At 71.2% G+C, this 21,761-nt stretch carries 21 protein-coding genes and 1 tRNA gene; 10 read left to right on the top strand and 12 right to left on the bottom strand.

Going from position 1 to position 21,761, the window contains the following annotated elements:
* Positions 1–43: 43 nt before the first annotated feature.
* Positions 44–1,093 (top strand): DUF4267 domain-containing protein, encoded by a 1,050-nt coding sequence (locus tag BTM25_RS19525; protein WP_235828493.1) that lies wholly within the window; start codon positions 44–46, stop codon positions 1,091–1,093.
* A 7-nt stretch (positions 1,094–1,100) separates the two neighbouring features.
* Here the strand turns inward: BTM25_RS19525 and BTM25_RS19520 are convergent, their stop codons facing one another.
* From BTM25_RS19520 to BTM25_RS19510, 3 genes are all read right to left on the bottom strand, one after another.
* Entirely contained in the window at positions 1,101–2,027 is a 927-nt protein-coding gene (locus BTM25_RS19520; RefSeq protein ID WP_103564278.1) for a TIGR03564 family F420-dependent LLM class oxidoreductase, read from the bottom strand.
* 37 nt (positions 2,028–2,064) lie between these two features.
* Complete coding sequence (locus tag BTM25_RS19515; RefSeq protein WP_103564277.1) at positions 2,065–2,523, bottom strand: SRPBCC family protein; 459 nt, start codon at positions 2,521–2,523, stop codon at positions 2,065–2,067.
* A gap of 96 nt (positions 2,524–2,619) precedes the next feature.
* A complete protein-coding gene (locus BTM25_RS19510; RefSeq protein WP_235828492.1) occupies positions 2,620–3,351 on the bottom strand; it encodes a PIG-L deacetylase family protein in 732 nt (243 codons plus the stop codon).
* Between the two features lie 88 nt (positions 3,352–3,439).
* Between BTM25_RS19510 and pcrA the strand changes: the two genes are divergently transcribed.
* Together pcrA and BTM25_RS19500 are read left to right on the top strand one after the other, a co-directional pair.
* Positions 3,440–5,710, top strand: coding sequence for a DNA helicase PcrA (gene pcrA, locus BTM25_RS19505; protein WP_205648153.1), 2,271 nt, complete (start codon positions 3,440–3,442; stop codon positions 5,708–5,710).
* Between the two features lie 69 nt (positions 5,711–5,779).
* A complete protein-coding gene (locus BTM25_RS19500; RefSeq protein ID WP_103564276.1) occupies positions 5,780–6,241 on the top strand; it encodes a hypothetical protein in 462 nt (153 codons plus the stop codon).
* On the opposite strand, the gene BTM25_RS19495 is transcribed toward BTM25_RS19500, so the two are convergent.
* Genes BTM25_RS19495 through BTM25_RS19475 form a run of 5 tightly spaced genes read right to left on the bottom strand, consistent with a single transcriptional unit; the run spans position 6,230 to position 10,151 of the window.
* Positions 6,230–7,555, bottom strand: coding sequence for a cytochrome P450 (locus tag BTM25_RS19495; protein WP_235828491.1), 1,326 nt, complete (start codon positions 7,553–7,555; stop codon positions 6,230–6,232). The genes BTM25_RS19500 and BTM25_RS19495 overlap by 12 nt on opposite strands.
* On the bottom strand, positions 7,552–8,157 hold the full coding sequence (locus BTM25_RS19490) for a GTP-binding protein (protein ID WP_103564275.1): 606 nt from the start codon (positions 8,155–8,157) through the stop codon (positions 7,552–7,554). Before BTM25_RS19490 ends, BTM25_RS19495 begins: the two co-directional genes overlap by 4 nt.
* Positions 8,135–8,488, bottom strand: a complete 354-nt coding sequence (locus tag BTM25_RS19485) for a DUF742 domain-containing protein (RefSeq protein ID WP_103564274.1) — start codon at positions 8,486–8,488, stop codon at positions 8,135–8,137. Before BTM25_RS19485 ends, BTM25_RS19490 begins: the two co-directional genes overlap by 23 nt.
* Positions 8,485–8,895 (bottom strand): roadblock/LC7 domain-containing protein, encoded by a 411-nt coding sequence (locus BTM25_RS19480; RefSeq protein WP_103564273.1) that lies wholly within the window; start codon positions 8,893–8,895, stop codon positions 8,485–8,487. Before BTM25_RS19480 ends, BTM25_RS19485 begins: the two co-directional genes overlap by 4 nt.
* Positions 8,892–10,151, bottom strand: a complete 1,260-nt coding sequence (locus BTM25_RS19475; protein WP_103564272.1) for an ATP-binding protein — start codon at positions 10,149–10,151, stop codon at positions 8,892–8,894. Before BTM25_RS19475 ends, BTM25_RS19480 begins: the two co-directional genes overlap by 4 nt.
* Positions 10,152–10,669: 518 nt before the next feature.
* Between BTM25_RS19475 and BTM25_RS19470 the strand changes: the two genes are divergently transcribed.
* Positions 10,670–11,884: a cytochrome P450 family protein gene (locus tag BTM25_RS19470; RefSeq protein WP_103564271.1), complete on the top strand. Its 1,215-nt coding sequence runs from the start codon at positions 10,670–10,672 to the stop codon at positions 11,882–11,884.
* Between the two features lie 43 nt (positions 11,885–11,927).
* On the opposite strand, the gene BTM25_RS19465 is transcribed toward BTM25_RS19470, so the two are convergent.
* Both BTM25_RS19465 and BTM25_RS19460 read right to left on the bottom strand, forming a co-directional pair.
* Entirely contained in the window at positions 11,928–14,564 is a 2,637-nt protein-coding gene (locus BTM25_RS19465; protein WP_103564270.1) for an RCC1 domain-containing protein, read from the bottom strand.
* A 109-nt stretch (positions 14,565–14,673) separates the two neighbouring features.
* Entirely contained in the window at positions 14,674–15,651 is a 978-nt protein-coding gene (locus BTM25_RS19460; RefSeq protein ID WP_146059084.1) for a LysR family transcriptional regulator, read from the bottom strand.
* A 494-nt stretch (positions 15,652–16,145) separates the two neighbouring features.
* Between BTM25_RS19460 and BTM25_RS29750 the strand changes: the two genes are divergently transcribed.
* The 3 genes from BTM25_RS29750 to BTM25_RS19450 all read left to right on the top strand — a co-directional run bounded on the left by BTM25_RS29750 (position 16,146) and on the right by BTM25_RS19450 (position 17,375).
* Positions 16,146–16,295 (top strand): hypothetical protein, encoded by a 150-nt coding sequence (locus BTM25_RS29750; RefSeq protein ID WP_168212159.1) that lies wholly within the window; start codon positions 16,146–16,148, stop codon positions 16,293–16,295.
* Positions 16,292–16,804: a MerR family transcriptional regulator gene (locus BTM25_RS19455; protein WP_103564268.1), complete on the top strand. Its 513-nt coding sequence runs from the start codon at positions 16,292–16,294 to the stop codon at positions 16,802–16,804. The genes BTM25_RS29750 and BTM25_RS19455 overlap by 4 nt, the downstream gene beginning before the upstream one ends.
* Before the next feature lie 280 nt (positions 16,805–17,084).
* Positions 17,085–17,375, top strand: coding sequence for a MafI family immunity protein (locus tag BTM25_RS19450; RefSeq protein WP_103564267.1), 291 nt, complete (start codon positions 17,085–17,087; stop codon positions 17,373–17,375).
* Between the two features lie 447 nt (positions 17,376–17,822).
* Here the strand turns inward: BTM25_RS19450 and BTM25_RS19445 are convergent, their stop codons facing one another.
* On the bottom strand, positions 17,823–18,026 hold the full coding sequence (locus tag BTM25_RS19445; protein WP_146059083.1) for a hypothetical protein: 204 nt from the start codon (positions 18,024–18,026) through the stop codon (positions 17,823–17,825).
* Positions 18,027–18,374: 348 nt separating this feature from the next.
* Here BTM25_RS19445 and BTM25_RS19440 point away from each other — a divergent pair, with 348 nt between their 5' ends.
* From BTM25_RS19440 to BTM25_RS30415, 3 genes are read left to right on the top strand one after another with little or no spacing between them, the layout of a single operon-like run.
* The gene (locus BTM25_RS19440) at positions 18,375–19,490 is read left to right on the top strand and encodes a replication initiator (RefSeq protein ID WP_205648152.1); all 1,116 of its coding nucleotides are present in this window, start codon (positions 18,375–18,377) and stop codon (positions 19,488–19,490) included.
* Entirely contained in the window at positions 19,487–19,687 is a 201-nt protein-coding gene (locus tag BTM25_RS19435) for a helix-turn-helix transcriptional regulator (protein ID WP_407923392.1), read from the top strand. The genes BTM25_RS19440 and BTM25_RS19435 overlap by 4 nt, the downstream gene beginning before the upstream one ends.
* Positions 19,684–21,324, top strand: coding sequence for a uroporphyrinogen-III synthase (locus BTM25_RS30415; protein ID WP_235828490.1), 1,641 nt, complete (start codon positions 19,684–19,686; stop codon positions 21,322–21,324). Before BTM25_RS19435 ends, BTM25_RS30415 begins: the two co-directional genes overlap by 4 nt.
* Positions 21,325–21,520: 196 nt before the next feature.
* Here BTM25_RS30415 and BTM25_RS19425 read toward each other — a convergent pair.
* Positions 21,521–21,592: transfer RNA gene (locus tag BTM25_RS19425), tRNA-Arg, on the bottom strand.
* Positions 21,593–21,761: the final 169 nt, after the last annotated feature.

Below are 21,761 nucleotides of genomic sequence, written 5' to 3'. Positions count from 1 at the left end.
CGGACGAGTCTTCTCACCAAGCCGCCGAAACAAGGAGAACCCGATGACCGTCACCGCACCGACCCTGCACCCCGGCAGCCGCGCCATGATCATCGTCCACCGGGCGTTCCGCCGCGAGACCCGCGTCCTCGGCGAGCTGATCGCCGCCGTCGCGCCGGGCGACGTCCGCCGCGCACGCGTGCTCGCCGACTTCCTCGACCAGTACCGGGCGGGCCTGCACGTCCACCACACGGGCGAGGACGAGCTGTTCTGGCCGCCGCTGCTCGCCCGCGTGGACCTGGACGCCGACATCGTCCTGCGCATGGAGGAGCAGCACCGGCACGTCGCCGCGACGCTGGAGGAGGTCGCCGCGCGCACCGCCGCCTGGCGCGACGGCGCGTCCGCCGCCGCCCGGGACGCCCTGGTCACCGCCCTCGCCCGCCACCGCGCCGCTCTCGTGGAGCACCTGGACGACGAGGAGCGCCACCTCCTCCCGCTCGCCGAACGCCACCTCACCGACGAGGAGTGGGCGTCGACGGGCGAGCACTTCATCGAGCACACGCCGAAGCTCCAGGCACTGCTGTTCCTCGGCCTGGTCCTGGAGGACGCCGACGACGACGAACGCGCCCTCATGCTCGGCGGAATGCCCGCCCCCGCCCGGTTCCTGTGGAAGGCGATCGGACGCCGCCGGTACGCGAACCACGTCCGGCGCATCCGCCACGACGACGCGCCGTCCCGCCTCGGCACCGCGCTCGCCGTCGTCCTCGGCGGGTTCATCACCTACATCGGCCTCGCCTACCTGGTCGCGCCGGGCGCGAACGCGCCGTCGTTCGGGCTCCCCGCCTGGCCGCACGGCGACGCGGCGGCGTTCCTGACGGTGAAGGGCGTCCGCGACCTCGCGTCCGGGCTCATCACGTTCACGCTGCTGGCCCGCCGCGAGCACCGCGCGCTCGGCTGGACGTTCCTGGCGATGGCGGCCGTCCCGCTCGGCGACATGCTCACCGTCCTCGGCAACCACGGATCGACGGGCGCCGCGCTCGGCATCCACGGGCTGACGGCGCTGGCCGTCGCGGCGACGGGCGCGCTGCTCGTCCGCTCCACCCGCCGCCGCTGAGACGGTGTCAGCCGGCCAGCTCGCCGAGCAGCGCGAAGGTGCGGCGGCGGGCCGCGTCGCCCGCCAGGTCGCTCTGGGACACGACGACCTCGGTGGCGCCCGCGTCGAAGTAGCGGCGGATCTCGGCGGCGAGCGCGTCCTCGTCGCCGAGCGCGACCAGCTCGGCCGCCCGCTCCCGTCCCTCCAGCGCGACGACCCGCTGGTAGGACGGGATGCGGTCGTAGAACGCGAAGTGCTCCTCGGCCGTGGCGCGGGCGGCGTCCAGCTCCGCCGCCGGGACGACCGCGCCCGGCAGGAAGGCGACGACGCGCGGCGCGGGACGTCCGGCCGCCTCCGCCGCCGCCGTGATCGCCGGGACGATGTGCTCGCCGAGCGTGCGCGGGCCCGCGAGGAACGGGAGCGTCCCGTCGGCCAGCTCCCCGGCGACGCGCAGCGCGTGCGGGCCGAGCGCCGCGACCAGCAGCGGCGCCGGGTCCGCCCCCGCCAGCGGGACCGGCCGGACGGCCCGCGCGGTGATCGTCTCGCCCGCGAAGTCGACCGTCCCGGTGTCGGCCAGCGACCGCAGGACGGTCAGGAACTCGCGCAGCCGCAGCGCCGGCCGCTCGTGCTTCAGGCCGAACGCGGGCTCCACGATCGCGGGCGCGCCGAGCGCGAGCCCGAGCTGGAACCGTCCGCCGGTCGCGGCCTGGGCGGTCTGGGCCTGGGCGTTCACCAGGATCGGATGCCGCTCGAAGATCGGGACGGCGGACGTTCCGACGCGCACGTCCGGGACCTCGCGGCCGACGACGGCGGCCAGGCCGATCCCGTCGTAGTCGAACCGCTGGCCCCACCAGACGGAGCGCAGACCGGCGTCCCGGGCCTCGCGGGCATGGGCGACGACGCCGTCCACGGCATTGCCGGACTCGGGCGGATAAAGCACGACACCAAGGCTCATGGTCGCGCCAACACCGACGCTTAGTCGACTATTCCTATCAAATTGCTTCGGGATCGCGCGCCGGGCAGTTCGCCGGGCAGTGCTCCACGTGCCGCGCGAGCCGCCGGACGAACGACGTCAGCATCCGGTCCACCACGAGCTGCGCGACCGGGCCCGTCCCCGGCACCTTCGGCTCGAACTCCGCCGTCCAGCGGATCCGCGTGTTGCCCGCGCGCGGCTCCAGGTACACGTCCGACCGGTAGTTGCGCAGCGGAAGCCCCGCCAGCGCCACATATCCGTAGTGGGACGGCGGGTCGAACGTCACCACCCGCTCGCGCACCAGCAGCACCTTGCGCACCGCGCCGACGCCGTTGCCGGTCCCGTCGCCCGCGCGCGTCCGGTGCACCTTCGTCGGGAACCGCCCCCAGGAGTTCCACGCCGCCGCGACGGCCAGGTGCTTGAAGATCTCGGCGGCGGGCGCGGTGGACATGGCGGAGGTCTCGAACGTCAACGTCATGGCGGCTCCCCGGGTACGGACCAAGCCGACGTAACCATGTCCGGGGACGGCCCACAAGCGAGTCCGCGGTTTGTGGGCCCCGATACAGCGCCGGGGTCAGGCCGTCGGCACCACGAGGAACGCTTCGGCGAGCCGTCCGGCGGGCAGCCCGGCCCGCTGCGCGTTCGCGGTGAGCCATTCGCGTACCATCTCCGGCAGCCGGTCGCCCATGTGCTCGGTCTGGCTCGCGTGCGCCCGCAGCGCCTTGATCTTGGTGTCGAACTCGTCGGTCACGTCCACGTGGTGGTCGGCGGACGGGCCGGCGCTCAGCCACACCTCACGGGCCGTCCACGCCTCCAGCTTCTCTTCGGCCAGCAGCTCGGGGAACGCGTACGGGTTGCGCGCGTCGGGGTAGACGGCGTCGAGCGTCGCCGAGCCGACCGCCCGGTGGTCGGGATGGCTGGGCGAAATGCGCGTGTAGTCCCGGTCGGGGCTGGACGTCAGCACCCGGTCCGGCCGCACCTGGCGGATGACGCGGGCGATGTCGCGGCGCAGCGCGAGCGTCGCCTCGACCCGTCCGTCGGGGTAGCCGAGCCAGCGGACGTCGCGCACGCCCGCCACCGCCGCCGCGGCCTCCTGCTCGGCCCGCCGCATCGGGGCCATCCGCTCGCGCGGCACGTCGTCGTCGAAGCCGCCCGCGTCGCCGTCGGTCACGAGCAGGTACACGACCTCGATGCCGCGCGCGGTCCACCGCGCGACCGTCCCGGCCGCGCCGAAGTCCACGTCGTCGGGGTGGGCCATCACCACGAGGGCCCGGCTGATCTCGGAGTCGTCCAGTACGTTCGCCACCCGGCCAGCCTAGAAGGCGCCCCCGACAGAAGCGCGGGACGGGCGGACGGACGGAAACCGTCGGTCCCGGCCCGTAGACTCGACGGCGATGTCGAAGACCGAAGTTCATCCCCTGCTGGACGGCCTCAACCCGCAGCAGCGCGCCGCCGTCGAGCACGCCGGATCACCGCTGCTCATCGTCGCGGGCGCCGGGTCGGGCAAGACGCGCGTGCTCACCCACCGCATCGCCTACCTGCTCGCCGAGCGCGACGTCCACCCCGGCGAGATCCTCGCGATCACCTTCACCAACAAGGCCGCGGCCGAGATGAAGGAGCGGGTGGACGCCCTGATCGGCCCCCGCTCGCGGGCGATGTGGGTCATGACGTTCCACTCGGCGTGCGTGCGGATCCTGCGCCGCGAGGCCAAGCGTCTCGGGTTCCCGACGAGCTTCTCGATCTACGACCAGGCGGACGCGACCCGGCTCATGGCCCTGGTCTGCCGCGAGCTGGACCTGGACCCCAAGCGGTACCCGCCGAAGTCGTTCAGCGCCCAGGTCTCGAACCTGAAGAACGAGCTGATCGACTACGAGACGTTCAAGTCCCGCGCGTCCACCCACATGGAGCAGACGCTCGCCGAGGCGTACGAGATGTACCAGGCGCGCCTCCAGCAGGCGGGCGCGATGGACTTCGACGACCTGATCATGATGACGGTCAACCTGCTCCAGGTGTTCCCCGAGGCCGCCGAGTACTACCGGCGCCGGTTCCGGCACGTCATGGTGGACGAGTACCAGGACACCAACCACGCGCAGTACGAACTCGTCCGCGAGCTGACCGCGCCGGTCGAGGGCCTCGGCGCGGCCGAACTGTGCGTCGTCGGCGACGCGGACCAGTCGATCTACGCGTTCCGGGGCGCGACGATCCGCAACATCCTGGAGTTCGAGCGCGACTACCCCGACGCGAAGACGATCCTGCTGGAGCAGAACTACCGCTCCACCCAGACGATCCTGTCGGCGGCGAACGCGGTCATCGAGCGCAACGCCGACCGCAAGCCCAAGCGGCTCTGGTCCGACCAGGGGGAAGGCGCCCGGATCGTCGGTTATGTCGCCGACAACGAGCACGACGAGGCCGCGCACGTCGCGCAGGAGGTCGACCGGCTGACCGACTCGGGCGCGGCGCGTCCGGGCGACGTCGCGGTGTTCTACCGGACGAACGCGCAGTCCCGTGTGTTCGAGGAGATCTTCATCCGGGTCGGGATGCCGTACAAGGTCGTCGGCGGCGTCCGGTTCTACGAGCGCAAGGAGGTCCGCGACCTGCTGGCCTACCTGCGCGTCCTCGCCAACCCCGAGGACACCGTCAGCCTGCGCCGCATCCTCAACGTCCCCAAGCGCGGCATCGGCGACCGCGCCGAGGCGTGCGTCGAGGCGCACGCGTCGCGCGAGCGGATCTCGTTCTGGCAGGCGCTGCGGCTCCCCGAGGACGTCCCCGGCATGGCGACGCGGTCGATCAACGCGGTGCGCGGGTTCGTCACGCTGATCGACGGGCTGCGCGAGCTGGTGCCCGCCCGGACGCCCGCCGAGATCGTGGACGCGGTGCTCACCCGGTCCGGCTACCTGGAAGAACTGGCGAACTCCAAGGACCCGCAGGACGAGACGCGCATCGAGAACCTGCGCGAACTCGAGTCGGTGGCCCGCGAGTTCGAGGATCGAAACGAGGAGCGCGTCGAGGACGGCGACGCGACCGGCCGGCTGGTCGAGTTCCTGGAGCAGGTCGCGCTGGTCGCCGACGCGGACTCGATCCCGGGCGGCGCGAAGACCGCGCCCGTCCCGCCGGGGGAGCGGCCCGCCGAGAGCGACCAGGGCGTCGTCACGCTGATGACGCTGCACACCGCGAAGGGCCTGGAGTTCCCGGTCGTCTTCCTCACGGGCATGGAGGACTGCGTCTTCCCGCACCTGCGCGCGATGAGCAACCCGAAGGAACTGGAAGAGGAACGCCGCCTCGCCTACGTCGGCATCACGCGCGCCCGCCAGCGCCTGTACGTGAGCCGGGCGTCGATGCGCAGCTCGTGGGGCACGCCGCAGGTGAACCCGCCGTCGCGGTTCCTCGCCGAGATCCCGACGGCGCTGGTGGACTGGGTGCGCAAGGAGCCGTCCCGCCCCTCGGCCCTGACGGCCGCCGCCGCGCGCGGCTTCGCCTCCGGCCCGGGCAACCGCGCCGTCCCGTCCCTGACCCCCGGCGACAAGGTCACCCACGACGCCTTCGGCCTCGGCACGGTCGTCGCGGTGGACGGCGAGGGCGACAAGGCCGCGGCCAGCGTCGACTTCGGCGGCGAGTACGGCGTGAAACGCCTGGTCCTGCGCTTCGCCCCGGTCGAGAAGCTCTGACCTCATCCGGCCAGGTGCGGCGCCCCGGACGCGACTAGCGTTCGGGGCACCGCACCTCCAGGAGGAGGCATGGCCGGACGACCGTTAGGCCCGTACATCGGCCTGAGCTACGGGCATCTCATCTCGACGACCCCCGGCGTCGTCGTCACCCGCGACCGGTGGGCGGTGCATCCGCTCGCCTTGGAGCGGCCCGACCACGGCCGCCGGGACGAGCCCGTGCGCTGCGCGACGTGCGGCAGGACGTTCACCGTCCGCGTCCTGTCCCTGGACCGGACGCTGCGCCTCCGCCGGACCCTGCGCGCGTCGGCGATCACCGGCCTGGCGCTCTCCGTGCTCTGCGCCGCGCTGCTCGCCGTCGCCGGCGAGGGCGCGGTGCCGGTCCTGGCGTTCCTCGCGTCCGTCGGGGCGGTGACCGCGCTCCTCACCGCGATGCGCCTGCGCCTGGAGGTCGGCGCGACCCCGCGCCGGCCCACGCTCACCCGGCTGCGCGGCCACCGCGTGCTGCCCGGAGCCGGCGAGCTACCCGCGTGACTCGCCGCGCCACCAGCGGGTGAGGGACTGCCACCAGGAGCGGCGGGGCTCGGGGGTCCACGTCGGAGTGGGGGCCGGGGCGGGCGTGGGGGTCGCGTACTGCCGGGGCGCGGGGGCGTGGACCGGGGGGAAGCGGACGGGGAGGGACGCCAGGGCGCGGTGGAAGGGGCCGGGGCGCCACGTCAGCTCGTCCACGGGGACTGCGAGTTCCAGGTCGGGCAGGCGGTCCAGCAGGCGTTCGAGGGCCACGGACGCGATGAGCCGGGCGTGGCCGCGCGCCGGGCAGGTGTGGGGGCCGGCGCTCCAGGCCAGGTGGGCGCGGTTGCCGGTGCGCGGGCCCGACTCCTTGGCCGGGTCGGTGTTGGCGGCGGCGAAGCTGATCACGACGGGCCGGCCGGCGGGCAGGTGGACCCCGCCGATCTCGACGTCCTGGACGGGGTAGGTGACGCCGTAGTTGGCCATCGGCGGGTCCGTCCAGAGGATTTCGTCGAGCGCGTCCTCGACGGGCAGGCTCCCGCCGGACAGGTCGCCCGCGAACCGGTCGTCCGACAGCAGCAGCCGCAGCCCGTTGGCGATGAGGTTCTGCTCCGGCTCCGTCCCGGCGCCCTGGAGCACGATGAGCTGGTGCATCAGCTCCTCGTCGGTGAGCCGCGCGGGGTGGTGGATGAGCCAGGACGTCACGTCCGCGCCCGGATGCTCCTTCTTCAGCGCGACGAGGTCCGCGACGGCCCGGGTCAGCTCGGCGTTGGCCTTCTCGGCGTCGATGCCGTCGAAGATGCCGCTCATGCCGTAGACGAGCCGGTCGCCGATGTCGGGCGGGCAGCCGAACATCTCGTTGAACACCAGCAGCGGCAGCGTCTTGGCGTACTGACCGAGCAGGTCGGCCTCGCCGTCCGCGCAGAACCGGTCGATGAGACGGTCCGCGTTGCGCTCCACGTAGCCGCGCAGCGCGCCGGTGTCGACCCGGTCCAGGCTGTCGGTGACGGCGCGCCGCAGTCGCGCGTGGACCTCGCCGTCGGTGAACAGGCAGTTCGGCCGGTACATCATCATCGGCAGCACCGGGCAGTCCTCGGGCACCGTCCGCTGCCACTCGCGGGCGTCCTTCGGGAACGTCGCGGGGTCGCGCAGGACGTCGAGCGCGGCCTGGTAGCCGATGACGAGCGTCGCCGGGACGCCGGGCGCCAGCTCGACGGGCGCGGCGGGGCCGTACCGGCGCAGTCCGGCGTAGACGGCGCCGGGATCGGCGGCGAACTCCGGCCCGTACAGGGCGGCGCGGTGGTCGACGGGGCAGCCGGACGGCTCGGCGGGGGTCACGCGTGCTCCTGGGGGGCGTCGGCGGCGAGCAGGTGGTGGACGAGCGTGATCAGCGCCCGGACCGACGACGCGTGGTCGCGCGCGTCGCAGGTGACGAGCGGTGTGGACGGAAGCAGGTCGAGGGCCTCGCGGACCTCGTCGTCGGGGAAGACCGGCGCGCCGTCGAACCGGTTGACCGCGACGGCGTACGGCAGGCCCTGCCGTTCCACGAGGTCGATGACGTCGAACGACGCCTCCAGCCGGCTCGTGTCCACGAGGATCAGCGCGCCGTACGCGCCGCGCGCCAGGTCCTTCCACAGCGGGGTGAAGCGCTGCTGGCCGGGGACGCCGAAGAGGTAGAGGACGATCCGCTCGCCGATCGTGATGCGGCCGAAGTCCATCGCGACGGTCGTGGTCGTCTTGTCGCGGGCGCCGGTCAGGTCGTCGACGGGCGCGCCCGCCTGCGTCATCGTCTCCTCGGTGCGCAGCGGGCGGATCTCCGACAGCGTCCCGACGTAGGTCGTCTTGCCGACCGCGAACGGCCCCGCGACCAGCAGTTTCACGGCCGTCCGGACCGTGTCGGGGAGGTGGAGCGCGTGCTCAGAGGCGAGCGCGGAGTCCATCGAGCACCTCCTGCAAGATCTCGATCTTGGACGGTTCGTCGGCGGGGCCGGGGACGCGCGGCGAGAGGTGCCCGCTGTCGACCAGGTCGGACACGAGCACCTTGGTGACGCTGATCGGCAGCGCCAGGTGCGCGGCGATCTCGGCGACCGACAGCGCGCCGTCCCGGCACAGCGCGGCGATCCGGCGCTTCTCGGGGGTGAGCCCGGCGGCGGCGCGTCCGGTTCCGGCCACCAGCGTGACGAGGTCGAAGATGTTGCGGCTCGGATGGGCCCGTCCACCCGTCACGACGTGCGGCCGGACGAGCGCCCGACGGCTGCGGCGCGCCGTCACGCCGCGCCGCCGACGTGGCGGGGCGGGCTCGTCAGCTCCCCGCCGAGCCGCTGGACGAGTTCCTGGAGCCGGAACGAGACGGCCTCCATGTCCACGTGCAGGCTCGCCGACACCGCCAGGTACGCGCCCGGACCTGCGGCGACGAGGAAGACGTACCCGTCGTCGAACTCGCTGACGGTCTGCTGCCACACGGTGTCGGGCGTGCCGCAGAACTCGGCGGTGGCGCGGGCGAGGGACTGGAGCCCGGCCATCCCGGCGGCCTGGCGCTCGGCCTCGTCCCGGTCGATCCGCGCGGAGTGCGCGACGAGCAACCCGTCGGCGGAGAGCAGGATCGCGTACCGCGTCTCCGGCATCCGGAGGGCGTCGTCCAGCATCCAGCCCAGCTTGTTGTCGAAGACGTCGTTCATGGCCGGAGGTTCTCCCCTTCGCTTGCGGGCGGGTCGCTGTCGGGCGGGGCCGTGGCGCGGCCGGACCGGGTGCCGCGCTGCCAGGCGCCCATGCCCGCCGCGACGTCCCGCGCCGGACGTCCCGGCCGGGCCGGCGCCGGTCCGCTCAGGCCGCTCGTCTCGGCGGGCGCGGCGCTCACGCGGCGGCGCTTCACCAGGCCGCCCGGGGTCGTCCGCGTCCGGTCGGCGGGCTCGGGGGCGGTATGGACGGGTGCGATCTCGTCCGGGACGCGCGTGAGCAGGGCCGTCGGCAGGAACACCACGGCGCGGACGCCGCCGTAGGGCGACCGCGTGTCGACCGACACCGAGAACCCGTACCGCGCGGCGAGCAGGCCCGTCACGGCGAAGCCGACCTGCGGGGGGTCGCCGAGGGCGTGGACGTCGATGCGGCGCCGTCCGCCGAGGGTGCGGGTCGCGCGTTCCAGGTCCTCGCCGTCCATCGCGACCCCGGCGTCGTCGATCATGATCGCGACGCCGTTGTGCGCCTGCTGGAAGTTCACCTCGACCGGCGTGCTCGGCTGCGAGTGCCGGGCGGCGTTGTCCAGCAGCTCCGCGAGCGCGAGCACCACCGGCTCGACCGCGCGGCTCACCACCGCGACGCCCACCTCGGACGTCACGCGGACGCGCAGGTAGTCGCGGATCCGGGACGTCGCGCCGCGCACCACGTCGGTGAGCGACGACGCCGACCGCTGCTGCCCCGGCCAGGACCCGCACAGCACCGCCGTGGCCTGCGCGCGGCGGCCGAGCTGGGCGTTCATGTGGTCGATGCGGAGCAGGTCCTCCAGGACGGCCGGGTCGTCGTGCCGCTCCTGCATGGCCGAGATCGCGACCTGCTGCTCGTTCGCCAGGCTCTGGACGGCGCGCATCATCGCCCGCAGCGTCGCCGTCGCCGACTGCTCCGCCTGCGTCCGCGCCCGCGCCACGAGGTCGGCGGCCAGGTGGAGGACCGCCTCCAGCTCGTCGGCGCGGCCCGGCCGCCGGTGCAGCGGGCCGGGGACGGGCACGGGATGGTCGCGCGGGACCTCGGCCAGCGCGGGGAGGCGCGTGGTGACCAGGTGGCGCAGCTCGTCCTCGCGCAGGCGCATCTCGTAGGCGAGCACGTCGTTGCGCTGCCGCAGGCGCGCGGTGATCTGCCGCTGGCGCAGGAGCAGGACCGCGACGGCGGCGAGCCCGGCGGCCAGGCACGCGAGCGCCGCCGTCAACAGGGTTTGGTCCATCGGTTCCTCGTGAGCGAAGGCGGTCCGCGCCGGGGACTATGCCCGCGGCCGCGGGACGCCCGGACGCGGGATTTCCGCAATGCCGGCCGGAGAACGCCGTGCGCGGCGTGGCCATTTCGCGTCGACGGGCGGGCGGACGGGTGGGGTGGTCATCAAGCTGTCCGTTTTGTATCGGGTTGGGAGTGTTTGGCCGGTGTGCAGTGGCCAATGCGGGGGTGGGAACTCCACGGGGTCCCGAGAGCAGGACGGCAGCATACGGCACTCGCGTGATTACGCAAGGGCCTTCCATGGCGCGGCGGCGTCGGTTATTCTGGACCGCTCAATCGCGGGATTCCGCCGTTAGCCACGGCGGTCGGCGGCCAATTCGTGCCGTCTTGGCATTTACTCGCCGGTTCCTGATGCATTGCCGGGATGGGGCACCTACACTGCCCTATTCGAGAGCGCCGCTTTCGGTGCGCCCGAGCAAGTCGGGGACGGCTTCCCGGTATTGCCGGGCGTCCCCCGTCAAGGAGGCCCGCATGAGCCAGGATCAGATCCTCGTCCTCGGCGCCGACGGCGGCGACCGCCACGCCGAGGACGCCGAACTCCGCGCCCGCGGCCCGGCGGCGCGAGTGGACGTCCTCGGCGTCGAGGCGTGGGCGGTCAGCGACCCCGACGTCCTCAAGAGGCTGCTGACCGATCCCCGCGTCTCCAAGAGCGCCCACCGCCACTGGCCGAAGTTCCCCGACGAGATCGTCGGCATCTGGCCGCTGGACCTGTGGGTGGCCGTCCAGAACATGTTCACCGCGTACGGCGACGACCACCGGCGGCTGCGCCGCCTGATCGCGCCCGCGTTCACGGCCCGGCGCACGGCCGCGCTCGTCCCGCGCATCGAGCAGATCACCGCCGCGCTCCTGGACGACCTCGCCGCCTCGTCCGGGCCCGTCGACCTGCGCGAACGCTTCGCCTATCCGCTGCCGATCCGCGTCATCAGCGAATTGATGGGCCTGCCCGCCAGTTCCGGGCCGGACTTCCGCCGCATGGTCGACGGCGTCTTCGACACGACGCTCACCGTCGAGCAGCAGACGGCGAACACGCACGCCCTGTACGCGCTGCTGGCCGACCTGGTCGCCGCGAAACGCGCCGCGCCCGGCGACGACATGACATCCGTGCTCATCGACGCGCGGGACGAAGAGGGATCCGTCCTCGCCGAGCAGGAACTGCTGGACACGCTGCTGCTGGTCATTTCGGCGGGCCACGAAACGACGGTCAACCTTCTGGACCAGGCGATCGCGGCCCTGCTGACCCACCCCGACCAGTTGGCGCACATTCGCGCAGGCCGGGCGACGTGGAACGACGCCATTGAGGAAGCCCTGCGCTACGAAGCGCCGGTCGCGCATCTTCCGCTGCGTTATGCCGTCGAGGACGTCGAAATCCCCGGCGGCCCGACGATCCGCCAGGGAGAGGCGATTCTCGCGTCCTATTCGGCGGCCGGTCGTCATCCGGAACTGAACGGCGGCGACGCGGACGCTTTCGATGTCACGCGTCCCACCAAGGACCACCTGGCGTTCGGCCACGGCGTCCACTTCTGCTTGGGCGCGCCGTTGGCCCGGGCGGAGGCCGCGATCGCCCTTCCGGCCCTCTTCGAGCGCTTCCCGGACTTGTCCCTGGCCGTGCCGGCCGAGGAACTGAAGCCCAGTCCGAGCTTCATTTCCAATGGCCATGTGACATTGCCCGTCCACCTGAACCCGTGAAACGGGCCGCCGCACCGGTCGGCCGGTGCGGCGGCGCTCACGGTCAGAGGGAATTGATGGCGGCCTGCAGGTTGGGCAGCGGGCCGATGTGCCGGGTGTCGCCCGTGGGCTGCGCGGTGCCGGTCTGCTTGAGGATCTGGCGGACCTGCGCGGGCGTCAGGACGGCGCCCCGCTGCTTGGCGACGCCCTGGAGCGCGGCGACGGCCCCGGCGACGATGGGGCTGGCGCTCGACGTCCCGTTGAACGTGCTGCGGTACATCTTGTTGGGGTCGGTCTGGGTCGCCGACAGGTCCTGGAAGCCGGGCGTTCCGGCGGACGCGACGCACGCGCCGTACGCCTGGACGTCCACGCGCGTGCCGTAGGTGGTGTAGGCCATGGCCGTGCGCGCGGCGGGACGGTTGGAGCCCTCGCAATTGACGCCGCCGAGGCTCGGCGGCTCGCCCCCGCCGACCATGATCGCGCCGGAGTCGGGCCGTCCCATGATCGTCACGGCGTCCGGATCGCTCGGGTTGTCCAGGTTGTGGTCACCGTTGCCGGCCGCCTCGACGACCGTGACCCCGGCGGCGACGGCCAGCTTGATCTGGTCGTACACCAGCGGGTCGATCTCGACCGGGTAGCCGTTGACCTGCAGCTCCAGAAGGATCACGTCACCGGACTGGGAGTGGGACGTGGCGTAGGAGATAGGCCCGCCGGGCGTGGCGTAGTGGGTGAGCTGGAGCTTGGAGTGCGGCGCGATGCCCGCCATGCCGAGGTTGTTGTCGTCCTGCGCGCCGATGATGCCGATGACCGGCGTCCCGTGCGAGCCCGGGTAGCAGGGGCTGCCGCCGAGCTGCGGCACCTGGACGGGCGCGCCCGCGGGCGCCGGACGGTTCGCCAGGTCCTCGTGGCAACTGTTCCACTGCGTGTTGGCGAGATCGTTCGGGTGGACGGGGACGTTGCTGTTCGCGGTCGAGAGCGTCCCGAGCTGCCCGTTGGCGTTGTCGCCCCAGACGTCGAGGTCCGCGACGAGGAAGTTGGCGACGACGTGCCGGCTGCCCGCGGCGATCGTCCCGGCGGATCCGGTGCCGGAGATCTGGACGGGGACGGTGCTGTCGGTGTTGTTGCCGTTGCCGAGCTGCCCCTTGTCGTTGTCGCCCCAGCCGACGACGGAGTAGTCGTTGCGGATCGCGGCGCTGAACAGGTCGCCCGCGGTGACCGCGGTGGCGTTCGTCAGCCCGGACACCGAGACGGGGGAGTGCCGGTCGGTCGTGGAGCCGTCGCCGAGCTGACCTTGGGCGTTGTAGCCCCAAGCCTTGACGACCCCACTGGACAACAGGGCCAGCGTATGGAACGCGCCCGCACTGACCGCGCTCACACCGGTGAGGCCGGAGACGGCGGTCGGCGTGGGGTTGTTGGTCGTGGTGTTGTCGCCGAGCTGCCCGTTGGCGTTGAGCCCCCAGGTCTTGACGGTGCCGTTGGCGAGCACGGCGGCCGAATGCCCCCACCCGGACGCGACGGCGCCGAAAGCGGTGGAGACGCCGGTCAATCCCGTGACGGTAACCGGGACGTTCGAGTTGCCGGTGACACTGCTGTTACCGAGCTGCCCGTAGGCGTTGCTGCCCCAGGACTTGACGGTGCCGTCCGCCAGAGCCACCAGCACGTTCCCGGTGGACCCGGCGCTGATGCTGACGGCGTTCGTGATCCCGCCGACCTGCGCCGGGACGGTGCTCTTGGGGGCGGAGCTGCCGGTGCCGAGCTGCCCGTGGTCGTTGGCGCCCCACGTCCAGACGGTGCCGTCGGTCTTCAGCGCGACGGAGAACGATCCGGCGGCCGCGACGGCCTTCACCGACGTCAGCCCGGACACCTTCGTCAGCGAGGCCGGACGGTTGGTCGTCGTCCCGTCCCCGAGCTGGCCCAGGGTGTTGTCGCCCCACGCCCACACTTCGTGCGCGGACGTGTTGTCGACCATCAGCGAGTGCTTCCCACCCGCCGCGGCCGATCCGGGAGTGGCGTTGATGCCGTTGCCGAGCCGGTCGCTGACCTCGATGTCGGTGACGGTGATCCCGTCACCCTTGCCGCCCGCCTGAGCGTTGGCGAAGTCGGCCTCGATACCGGTGCCGGCGGACGACCCGACGGCGTTGCGGTAGGCCTGGTACGAGCGGAGCGGCTCGGTGGGGGAGCTGATCGCCGGCTTGGCGACGGCGATCTCGACGAACGGGAGCTTGTTGAGTTCGTCGCGCAGGGACTGGAGGCCCTTCGGCACGAAGACGGTGAACCAGGAGTTCAGGTCCGGCAGCTTCTGGCCGGACCGTTTCTCCAGCTTGACCCGCTCGTCCGTGACGTCCTTCTCGGGACGGCTCGACAGCGGCTTGATCCAGGCGCCGGGGTACTTGGCGAGCAGAGCCGTGATCTTGTCGGCGTCCGCGCCGTCGGCCGCCTCGAACCGGTGCCCGCGGATCCGGATCCCGCGATCGGTCTTGAACTTCACCGAAAGCTCGGTGGTGGAGAACGCCTTGGTCAGGGCGCCGTGCGCACCGGGCGCGGTGCCCTTCTCCTTGCTGTGGTCGTACACCTGCGATGACGGGGACGGCTCGGCGAGCGCCGGCCCGCCGTCCGCGACCGCGCCCGACACGGCCAGGACCACCGCGAGGACGGTGGCGCGGGCCTGCCAGGGGATGCTGCGATGACTGAAGATGGACATGACCGCCTCAGTAATGTTTCACGATTTCGGCGACAAACGGTGATCGACACCGTCGATCATCTTTTCAAGACCGATGGCCGTTCATCAACGCCGATCCGCTTACACATCATTAAGCGCGGCTTATGAATGATTCGTGAGACTTTTTCGCGACCCGCTGCCCGTGCTCGCCGACGAGCGCGGCGAAAGAACGGATCGTAGCGTTCTCCGCCGCAGCGGACCAGATCGGCACACCGCCTCGGGGCGGAACCCCGTGGACGGGCACCAACGCGAGATCTGGAAAGTTGAACCGCTTCTGCACGGCGTTGACCGTCAGGTACAGCCCACGCCCGCGCGCGACGAGCAGCAAGAGGTCCTCGGCCGTGAGGTCGTCCTTGCCGGCCATGGCCGCCAGGTCGTCATCCGTGTAGCGGAGGGGCAGCCCCGAGGGCGTGCCCTGCGCCGTCCACAGATTCCGCAATGCCGGTGGAACGCTGTTGCTCGGGTTGAGGAATTCATACTGGCTGAGCACGTCCACATGGACGGTCTCGCACCGCGCGAGCGGATGCCCCTCGGGAACGAGCACCGCGCGCTCATAACGGCCGAGCGCCGCCCCGGCGGCCAGCCCCGCCGCGGCCAGAGCCCGGCCGTCCCCGCACGGCGCCCACGACAGGACGACGTCCCAGGCGCCGTCGACGAGCAGGTCGTGCGGCAGCAGCGCAGCGGGAAATCCGAGCGCTCCGACAACGACCTCGCACCCCGGATGCCGGGCCTCCATCTGACCGGCGAGCCGAACGGCACAGTCGCCGAGCCCGGGCAGATATCCGACCCGCAGCACCCCGGCGACCTCCCGGGCGGCACTCTGCGAGTCCCGCAACGCCTCGAAGATCTGCCGGTACCCGGCCCCCGCGGACTCCCGGAACCTCATCCCGAGCGCCGTGAGCCGGACGCGCCGCGTCGTCCGCTCGAACAGCGGAGCCCCCACCTCCCGCTCCAACTCCCGCACAAGCTGACTGACCCGGGCCTGCGTGACACCCATCCGCCCAGCGGCCCGCCCGAAGTGCAACTCCTCCGCCAGCACCAGAAACGCCTCGACATGCCGCAACTCCACGACGTCCTCCCCGAGGGCCGAAGCCCAACCCCGCGCCACCACAAAGAAGACGCCGCAACGCCCGCGAAATGACCGTCGCGAACGGTGAGATATGCCTCACGACGTGCAGGAATAAAGCGCGTGAGCCGCCCGTTGGATCTAACGATGAGCCCCGCCCCTACCGCAGATGATTTGCGCACTAGATGACAAACTGAATTCGTCAGGCAGTCACCAACGCACCGGGCCAGGGCCACTCGACTCCAGCACAACGCGCTCCCGCCCCAACGCCCCTGACGGTCACATGCGGAAGGCGAGACCGGTGCCCTGTTCGGCCCCCGTCGCCCCATCCGGAAGAACCCCCGGCAAGACCGGCGCCCCACGCAGCCGCCGAAGACTGATGCGTGGCAACGTCCTGACCTGAGCGAACGTCCCGGCAAGCCGGAGGGGCGGGCGCGTATGGCGCGGAAGGTGCGCGATCGAGCCTGCGGGACACTTGCCTCATCTACGATGACGATGTGACCGAACTTCCGGTCGGCGACGACCACGAGGCGATCCCGCCCGGCGGTGAGACCGCGGCCGTGGCCCCGACCGCGAAGCGTCACCAGGCCGACGACGGCCCCGGCTACGCCCCGCTCATGGACGCCACGAAATGGATCACCAGATGACCACCGATCGTCCGTCCGCCCCGCAGGACTTCTCCGCCTTGTGGTGGCTCACCCTGCCCGAACTCTGCACCCTGCTGAGCATCAGCCCGCAGGTCTGGGACACCTGGCAGGACGAGGGCACCGCCCCGACCGCCACGACGGGCCCCGACGGCGTCACCCGAGTCCACCGCGCCGACCTGGCCGCCTGGCAGGACCGGATGCGCTCCCTCAGCGACTCCCCCTGGCTCAACCCCGCCGAAGCCCGCGACGCCCTCAGAACGGGAGTCCTCCCGAGGCCGGCCGACAAGACCCAGCCGAGCCGCTGGCTCACCGTCCCGCAGATCTGCGTAGAACTCGACATCACCCCCGAGGAATGGCAGCAGTGGCGAGCCGAGGGCAACACCCCGGCCCACACCGTCATCGACGGAACCGCCCGAGTCCTCCGCACCGACCTGGACGACTGGATGAAAACCCTCGCCACAACAGGCCCCGAAACCCCCACCGACCCAGACGAAGAATCCCCCCTATAACCAACCCACCGCCCCCTCGCCCGCGCCCGACGCATCAGGCGAGTCTCCGTCAGCCCGTCCAACTACCGCCCGTCACACGCCTTGACGGGGAGTTACTCGACGTGACGTGCCCGGCGGCGGACGGGTTCTGCCGAGGGACGTAGAGCCATCAAGGAGTGACGGCCGAAGGGTGCCGCCATCCTCAACACATCGGGTCGACGGATCCCCGCCCCTTCCAACCCAGCCGACAGCACGCCTTAATCCATTTGGCGATGTGGCGGAAGGCCGATAGAGATGCCTCATGGGCTTGTACCGCGATGAGGGCTACCTCGCCCTTGGTGAATGGGAGGCGCGCATGGCGGCGCTCCTGCGTCTGCTGGCGGACCGCTTGACGGTTGAACAAGTTCGCTGGGGCACGGAGTTCCTCGCGCATGCTGAGCATGGCCTGGCGATCGAATCGGTTGCGGACTGGCTCGTCGAGCAAGACCGGCCGGTCACTCGGGCTGAGCTGGCAGAGATGACAGATCTTGCGAGCGAGCTGGGGGCCGACGTACTCGCCCGCGTCGAGCAGCGCCGCGACCACTGCCAATAGCACTAGGGCGCCAGGCCCGAGACCGGAGCGGACGGCGGATGCGTCACGATGCGCGACTTCGCGTGGCTGCCCGGCGCCCCGGCCGCACGACGTTCTGGCGGGAGTCGGCGCGGCGCCACGCGGCGTCGAATGAAAAGTCCTAGTGTGCGCTGGGCGCGCCCAATTACTCGAGATGATCTTGCGTGATTAACGGCAGAAGTTCCGCGACGGCTGGTGGTCGGCGATTCTGGTGCCCTGTGAGAGAAACCCCGGTGACCGGCGTTTCGCCTGGTCGACCGGAGATCCTGCTGTTCCGGGAAAGTGCCCCCTGCAGGATTCGAACCTGCGCACACGGCTCCGGAGGGCGCTTCCCAGATCACCGGCCACAGGACCGCTGGCCTGTGCTGGGGCTGTCCGTCCCGAACCTCCTACGCCCGCCCGTTCCGCGCATGTTCCGGATCTTGAACGTCAGCTGTAGAAGTGCCTGCCGTACTCCTCGGGGCCGACCGTGAAGTCATCCGGCCGGGTCTCGCGAAGGAACCAGTACCGGGCGTCGAAGGCATCGATTGCCTCGCGGATGTCGTAGCCAAACACCTCTCGCAAGATCATCATGGCCGGGATGATGCGGTGGCTCACGATGTTCTCATCGATCTCGGGCCACCGGTCGGTCATGAGTTGAGTCTGCCACGCGGGCATCGGGCGGCACCGGTTCCACAGCCTGCTTGTCTCCCTCGCCAGCCGCCGACCGCAACAGACGAACGGACCTGTCCGGTGGGTGCTCCCGCGCGAACGGTGCTCGACCCTTGACAGGCCGATTCGCGCGGGAGTGCCCTCCGGGTCCAGGAGGGGTTCTGGGGAACCACGGGGTTCCCCAGTAGCGCACGCGCAACCGACTCCCCTAACCGACCGTGACAGGAACGATGCCCGACCACGTTCACGGCCTGCTCCTCGTCGCCGGAACGGCTTCCTCGCTCCGGCGTCGACTCGTCCTGGGCGGCGCGACCCCAGCGGACCGGGCCGGTGACCGATAAGCGCGGCCACGCAGCGATGCGCGGCCGGCCGCGCGGGCGGCAGGCCGCGCCAACGGCGCGAGCGCCGCCGCCCCTCGACTCCTACGGGCGGGTCCGCTCGGACGGCACTCCGGTCGATCCGGCGACCTACGACTACACGCGGGCGGCGCGGGACGCACTGCACTTCTCCAAGCTGGTCGACCGGTTCGTGCAGAACCTGCGCCGCTTCGTCGGCTACGACGTCCAGTACTTCGCCGCCGTCGAACCCCAACGCCGCCTCGCCCCACACCTGCACATGGCCATTCGCGGCACCATTTCCCGTGCCGACCTGCGCCGCGTCGTCGCGGCCACGTACCACCAAGTGTGGTGGCCGCCTACCGATCGCGTCGTGTACTCCGGGGAGCGGTTGCCGGTGTGGGATGCGGCGGCGGGAGAGAGCGGCGGCTACCTCGACCCTGAGACCGGCGAAGTGCTGACCACCTGGGACGACGCCCTTGACCGCATCGGCCTGGACCAGACCGCCGAACCTCTGCATGTGGCTCGGTTGGGACGCCAGATCGACGCACAAGGCGTCGTGGCCGACAGTCCCCAGTCCCGCAAGCTCATTGGCTACCTGACCAAGTACCTGGTCAAGAACACCGCCGAATGCCACGAACCCACCACCGGCAGGCAGCGCGAGCACGTTAACCGGATGGTCGAAGCCCTGAGGTACGAACCATGCTCGCCCACGTGCGCGAACTGGCTGCGCTACGGCGTCCAGCCCAAGAACCCGCGCAAGGGGCTGGTCCCCGGCTTCTGCAAGGGCAAAGCCCACCGGCCCGAACACCTCGGCTACGGCGGACGCCGCGTCCTGGTCTCCCGCAAATGGTCCGGAAAAACCCTCACCGACCACAAGAACGACCGCACGGCTTGGGTGCTGGCGCGGCTGGCCGAAGCGGGCATTCACGTCGCCACGCCCGACCCGACTAGACCGTTCGTGTGGGAACGCGCCGGACCTGCCGACCCGGACGTGAAGTCGCCTGACCGGCGGCTCCTGCACCTGATCAACGAACGCATCCGACGACGCGAACAACTGGAACGGGCGACGGCGCCCGAACTTTCGGCAACTGCTCGGGAGGCAGCGTGAGCAACGGTGACGACCTCGAACTGATGACAGTTCCGCAGGTTCTCGCGGAGCTTGGCGGGCTCTCACGGCGGACGTTCTACCGCTGGCGCGAACTCGGCCTTGCCCCGGCCTGCCTCAAGCTCCCCAATGGGGAACTCCGGATCCGGCGCTGCGACTTCCGTGAATGGCTCGACGGACTCAGCGAGGAAGCGGCGTGAAGTCGAACAAGGTCCGGGTGTGGGAGATCCGGCCGAACTACACCACCAGGAACGGCAAGCGTTCGGTGCGCTCGTACACGGTGCGCTGGGCCGTAGCCGGCCGCGAGCACTCCGAGACGTTCCAGCGGAAGACGCAAGCTGATCGCTACAAGTCGCGGTTGGTGTCGGCTGCTGAGCGTGAGGCGTTCGATGTCGAAGCGGGCTTGCCCGACTCGATGGCCTGGGAGAAGGCGGCCACGACCTGGTATGCGCTGGCCTGCGACTTCATTGACGACCGGTGGCCGAAGATCGCCGGTAAGGGCCGTGTGTCGGTTGTCGAGGGCTTGATGGCCGTGACGCCGGTCCTGGTGAAGAGCCGGCGGGGCGCTCCCGACCCGAAGACGCTCCGGCTGGCGCTCCGGAACTACGCGTTCAACCCGCCGCGCAGGGACGCGGACAAGCCGGACGAGATCGCTGCGGCTCTGCAATGGGTGGCGAAGGCGTCGGTCCCGGTGTCGGCCTTGGAGGACGCCAAGACGGTCGCGAAAGCGCTGGACGCGTGCGCGACGAACCTGAACGGCAAGCCCTCGAAGCCCCAGTACTACCGGCGTCGGCGTCGGGTCTTTTACGGGGCGCTCAAGTACGCCGTGCGGGAGAAACAGCTTTCGGCAAATCCGCTCGCCAACCCCGACGACGTGGATTGGAAGCCGCCGGAAGTCGTGCACGAGATCGACCAGCGGCGGGTGCCCAATCCGAACCAGGTGGCCGCGCTCCTGGACGCGATCGGGGACGTCGGCAAGACGCAGGGGCCTCGCCTCGTCGCGCTGTTCGGCTGCATGTACTACGGCATGATGCGGCCGTCGGAGGCCGTCTACCTGCGCCGGGACAACTGCGTGTCCCTTCCGGCCACAGGCTGGGGCACGCTGGAGCTGGAGCGGGTCATGTCGGCGGCGGGCAAGCAGTGGACCGACGACGGCGAGGTTCACGAAGAGCGGGGGCTCAAGGGACGCGCCGAGGGCACGCGGCGGCCGGTTCCGATCCCGCCCGAGTTGGTCACGCTGCTCATGGCGCACTTGGACGCCTACGGGACCGCTGCGGACGGACGGCTGTTCCGGCCGGTGGGGGGTCTGTCGTGGTTCGAGACCAAGCCGCTGTTCGGGTGGCGCGTGCTCGTCCCGCGCACCAAGGAGCAGGCCGAGTCGCTGTCCACGCGGCTGCGCGGCTACGGCGCGGTGCCCGACGAGGTCCCGACCATCTCCGTGGAGCCGCCGCGCACGCCGCAGCAGATGGAACGGGCCGTCAAGGGCCTGGTCACCGGACGCTACGAGTGGGTCGTGTTCACCTCGACCAACGCGGTCCGGGCCGTCCGGGAGACCACGCGGGGGAGCGTCTATCAGCCTTCGACGCTGTGGCAGGTGCTCGACAAGGCCAGACCGAAGGCGCTGGCGGCGGCCCAGGTGAAGAGTCCGCTTGCCCGAAAGCCGTACGACTTCCGGCACGCGGGGGTGTCCTGGAGGCTCAACGCGGGAGTCCCGGCCGTCTACGTCGCCGAGTGGGCCGGCCACAGTGTCGAGGTGCTGCAACGGACGTACGCGCACTGTCTGGACGGCGACGACGGCCACTGGTTCGCGCGGATGGACGCGGCACTTGGCCGCTAGTGTGAAGAGTCCCGGTGTTCCGTGCCGGGGCTCTTTTGCTGGGCGCGACCTGGGACAATGCCACCGACGCCGTTCCGTGAATATTCCGTGGATGGTGACGCACGGCGGCTTTCGGTGGCATTCGGCTGCACGGACACAAAACCCCGGTGACTGGCATAGCGCCTGGTCAACCGGGGTTTTGGCTGTTCTCGGAAGGTGCCCCCTGCAGGATTCGAACCTGCGCACACGGCTCCGGAGGCCGTTGCTCTATCCCCTGAGCTAAGGGGGCGTGGCCGCTGGTTTGCGGCGCGAGGAAAGGTTACCAGGGTTGGTCGGTGGTCGTGCACCTCGTTTGTTCGGGGGCGGGGGTGCGTCGTCAGCGGGGGGCTTGGGCGTGCGTGAGTGGTGTCCTGGCTGCGGGGGTGGTGTTGGGTGTTGGTTCGCTGTGCGGGGGAGCG

The sequence above is a fragment of the Actinomadura rubteroloni genome (assembly GCF_002911665.1).
GTDB lineage: Bacteria > Actinomycetota > Actinomycetes > Streptosporangiales > Streptosporangiaceae > Spirillospora > Spirillospora rubteroloni.
Note: the sequence above shows the minus strand (reverse complement) of the source record. Positions and strands in the feature narration are given on the sequence as shown.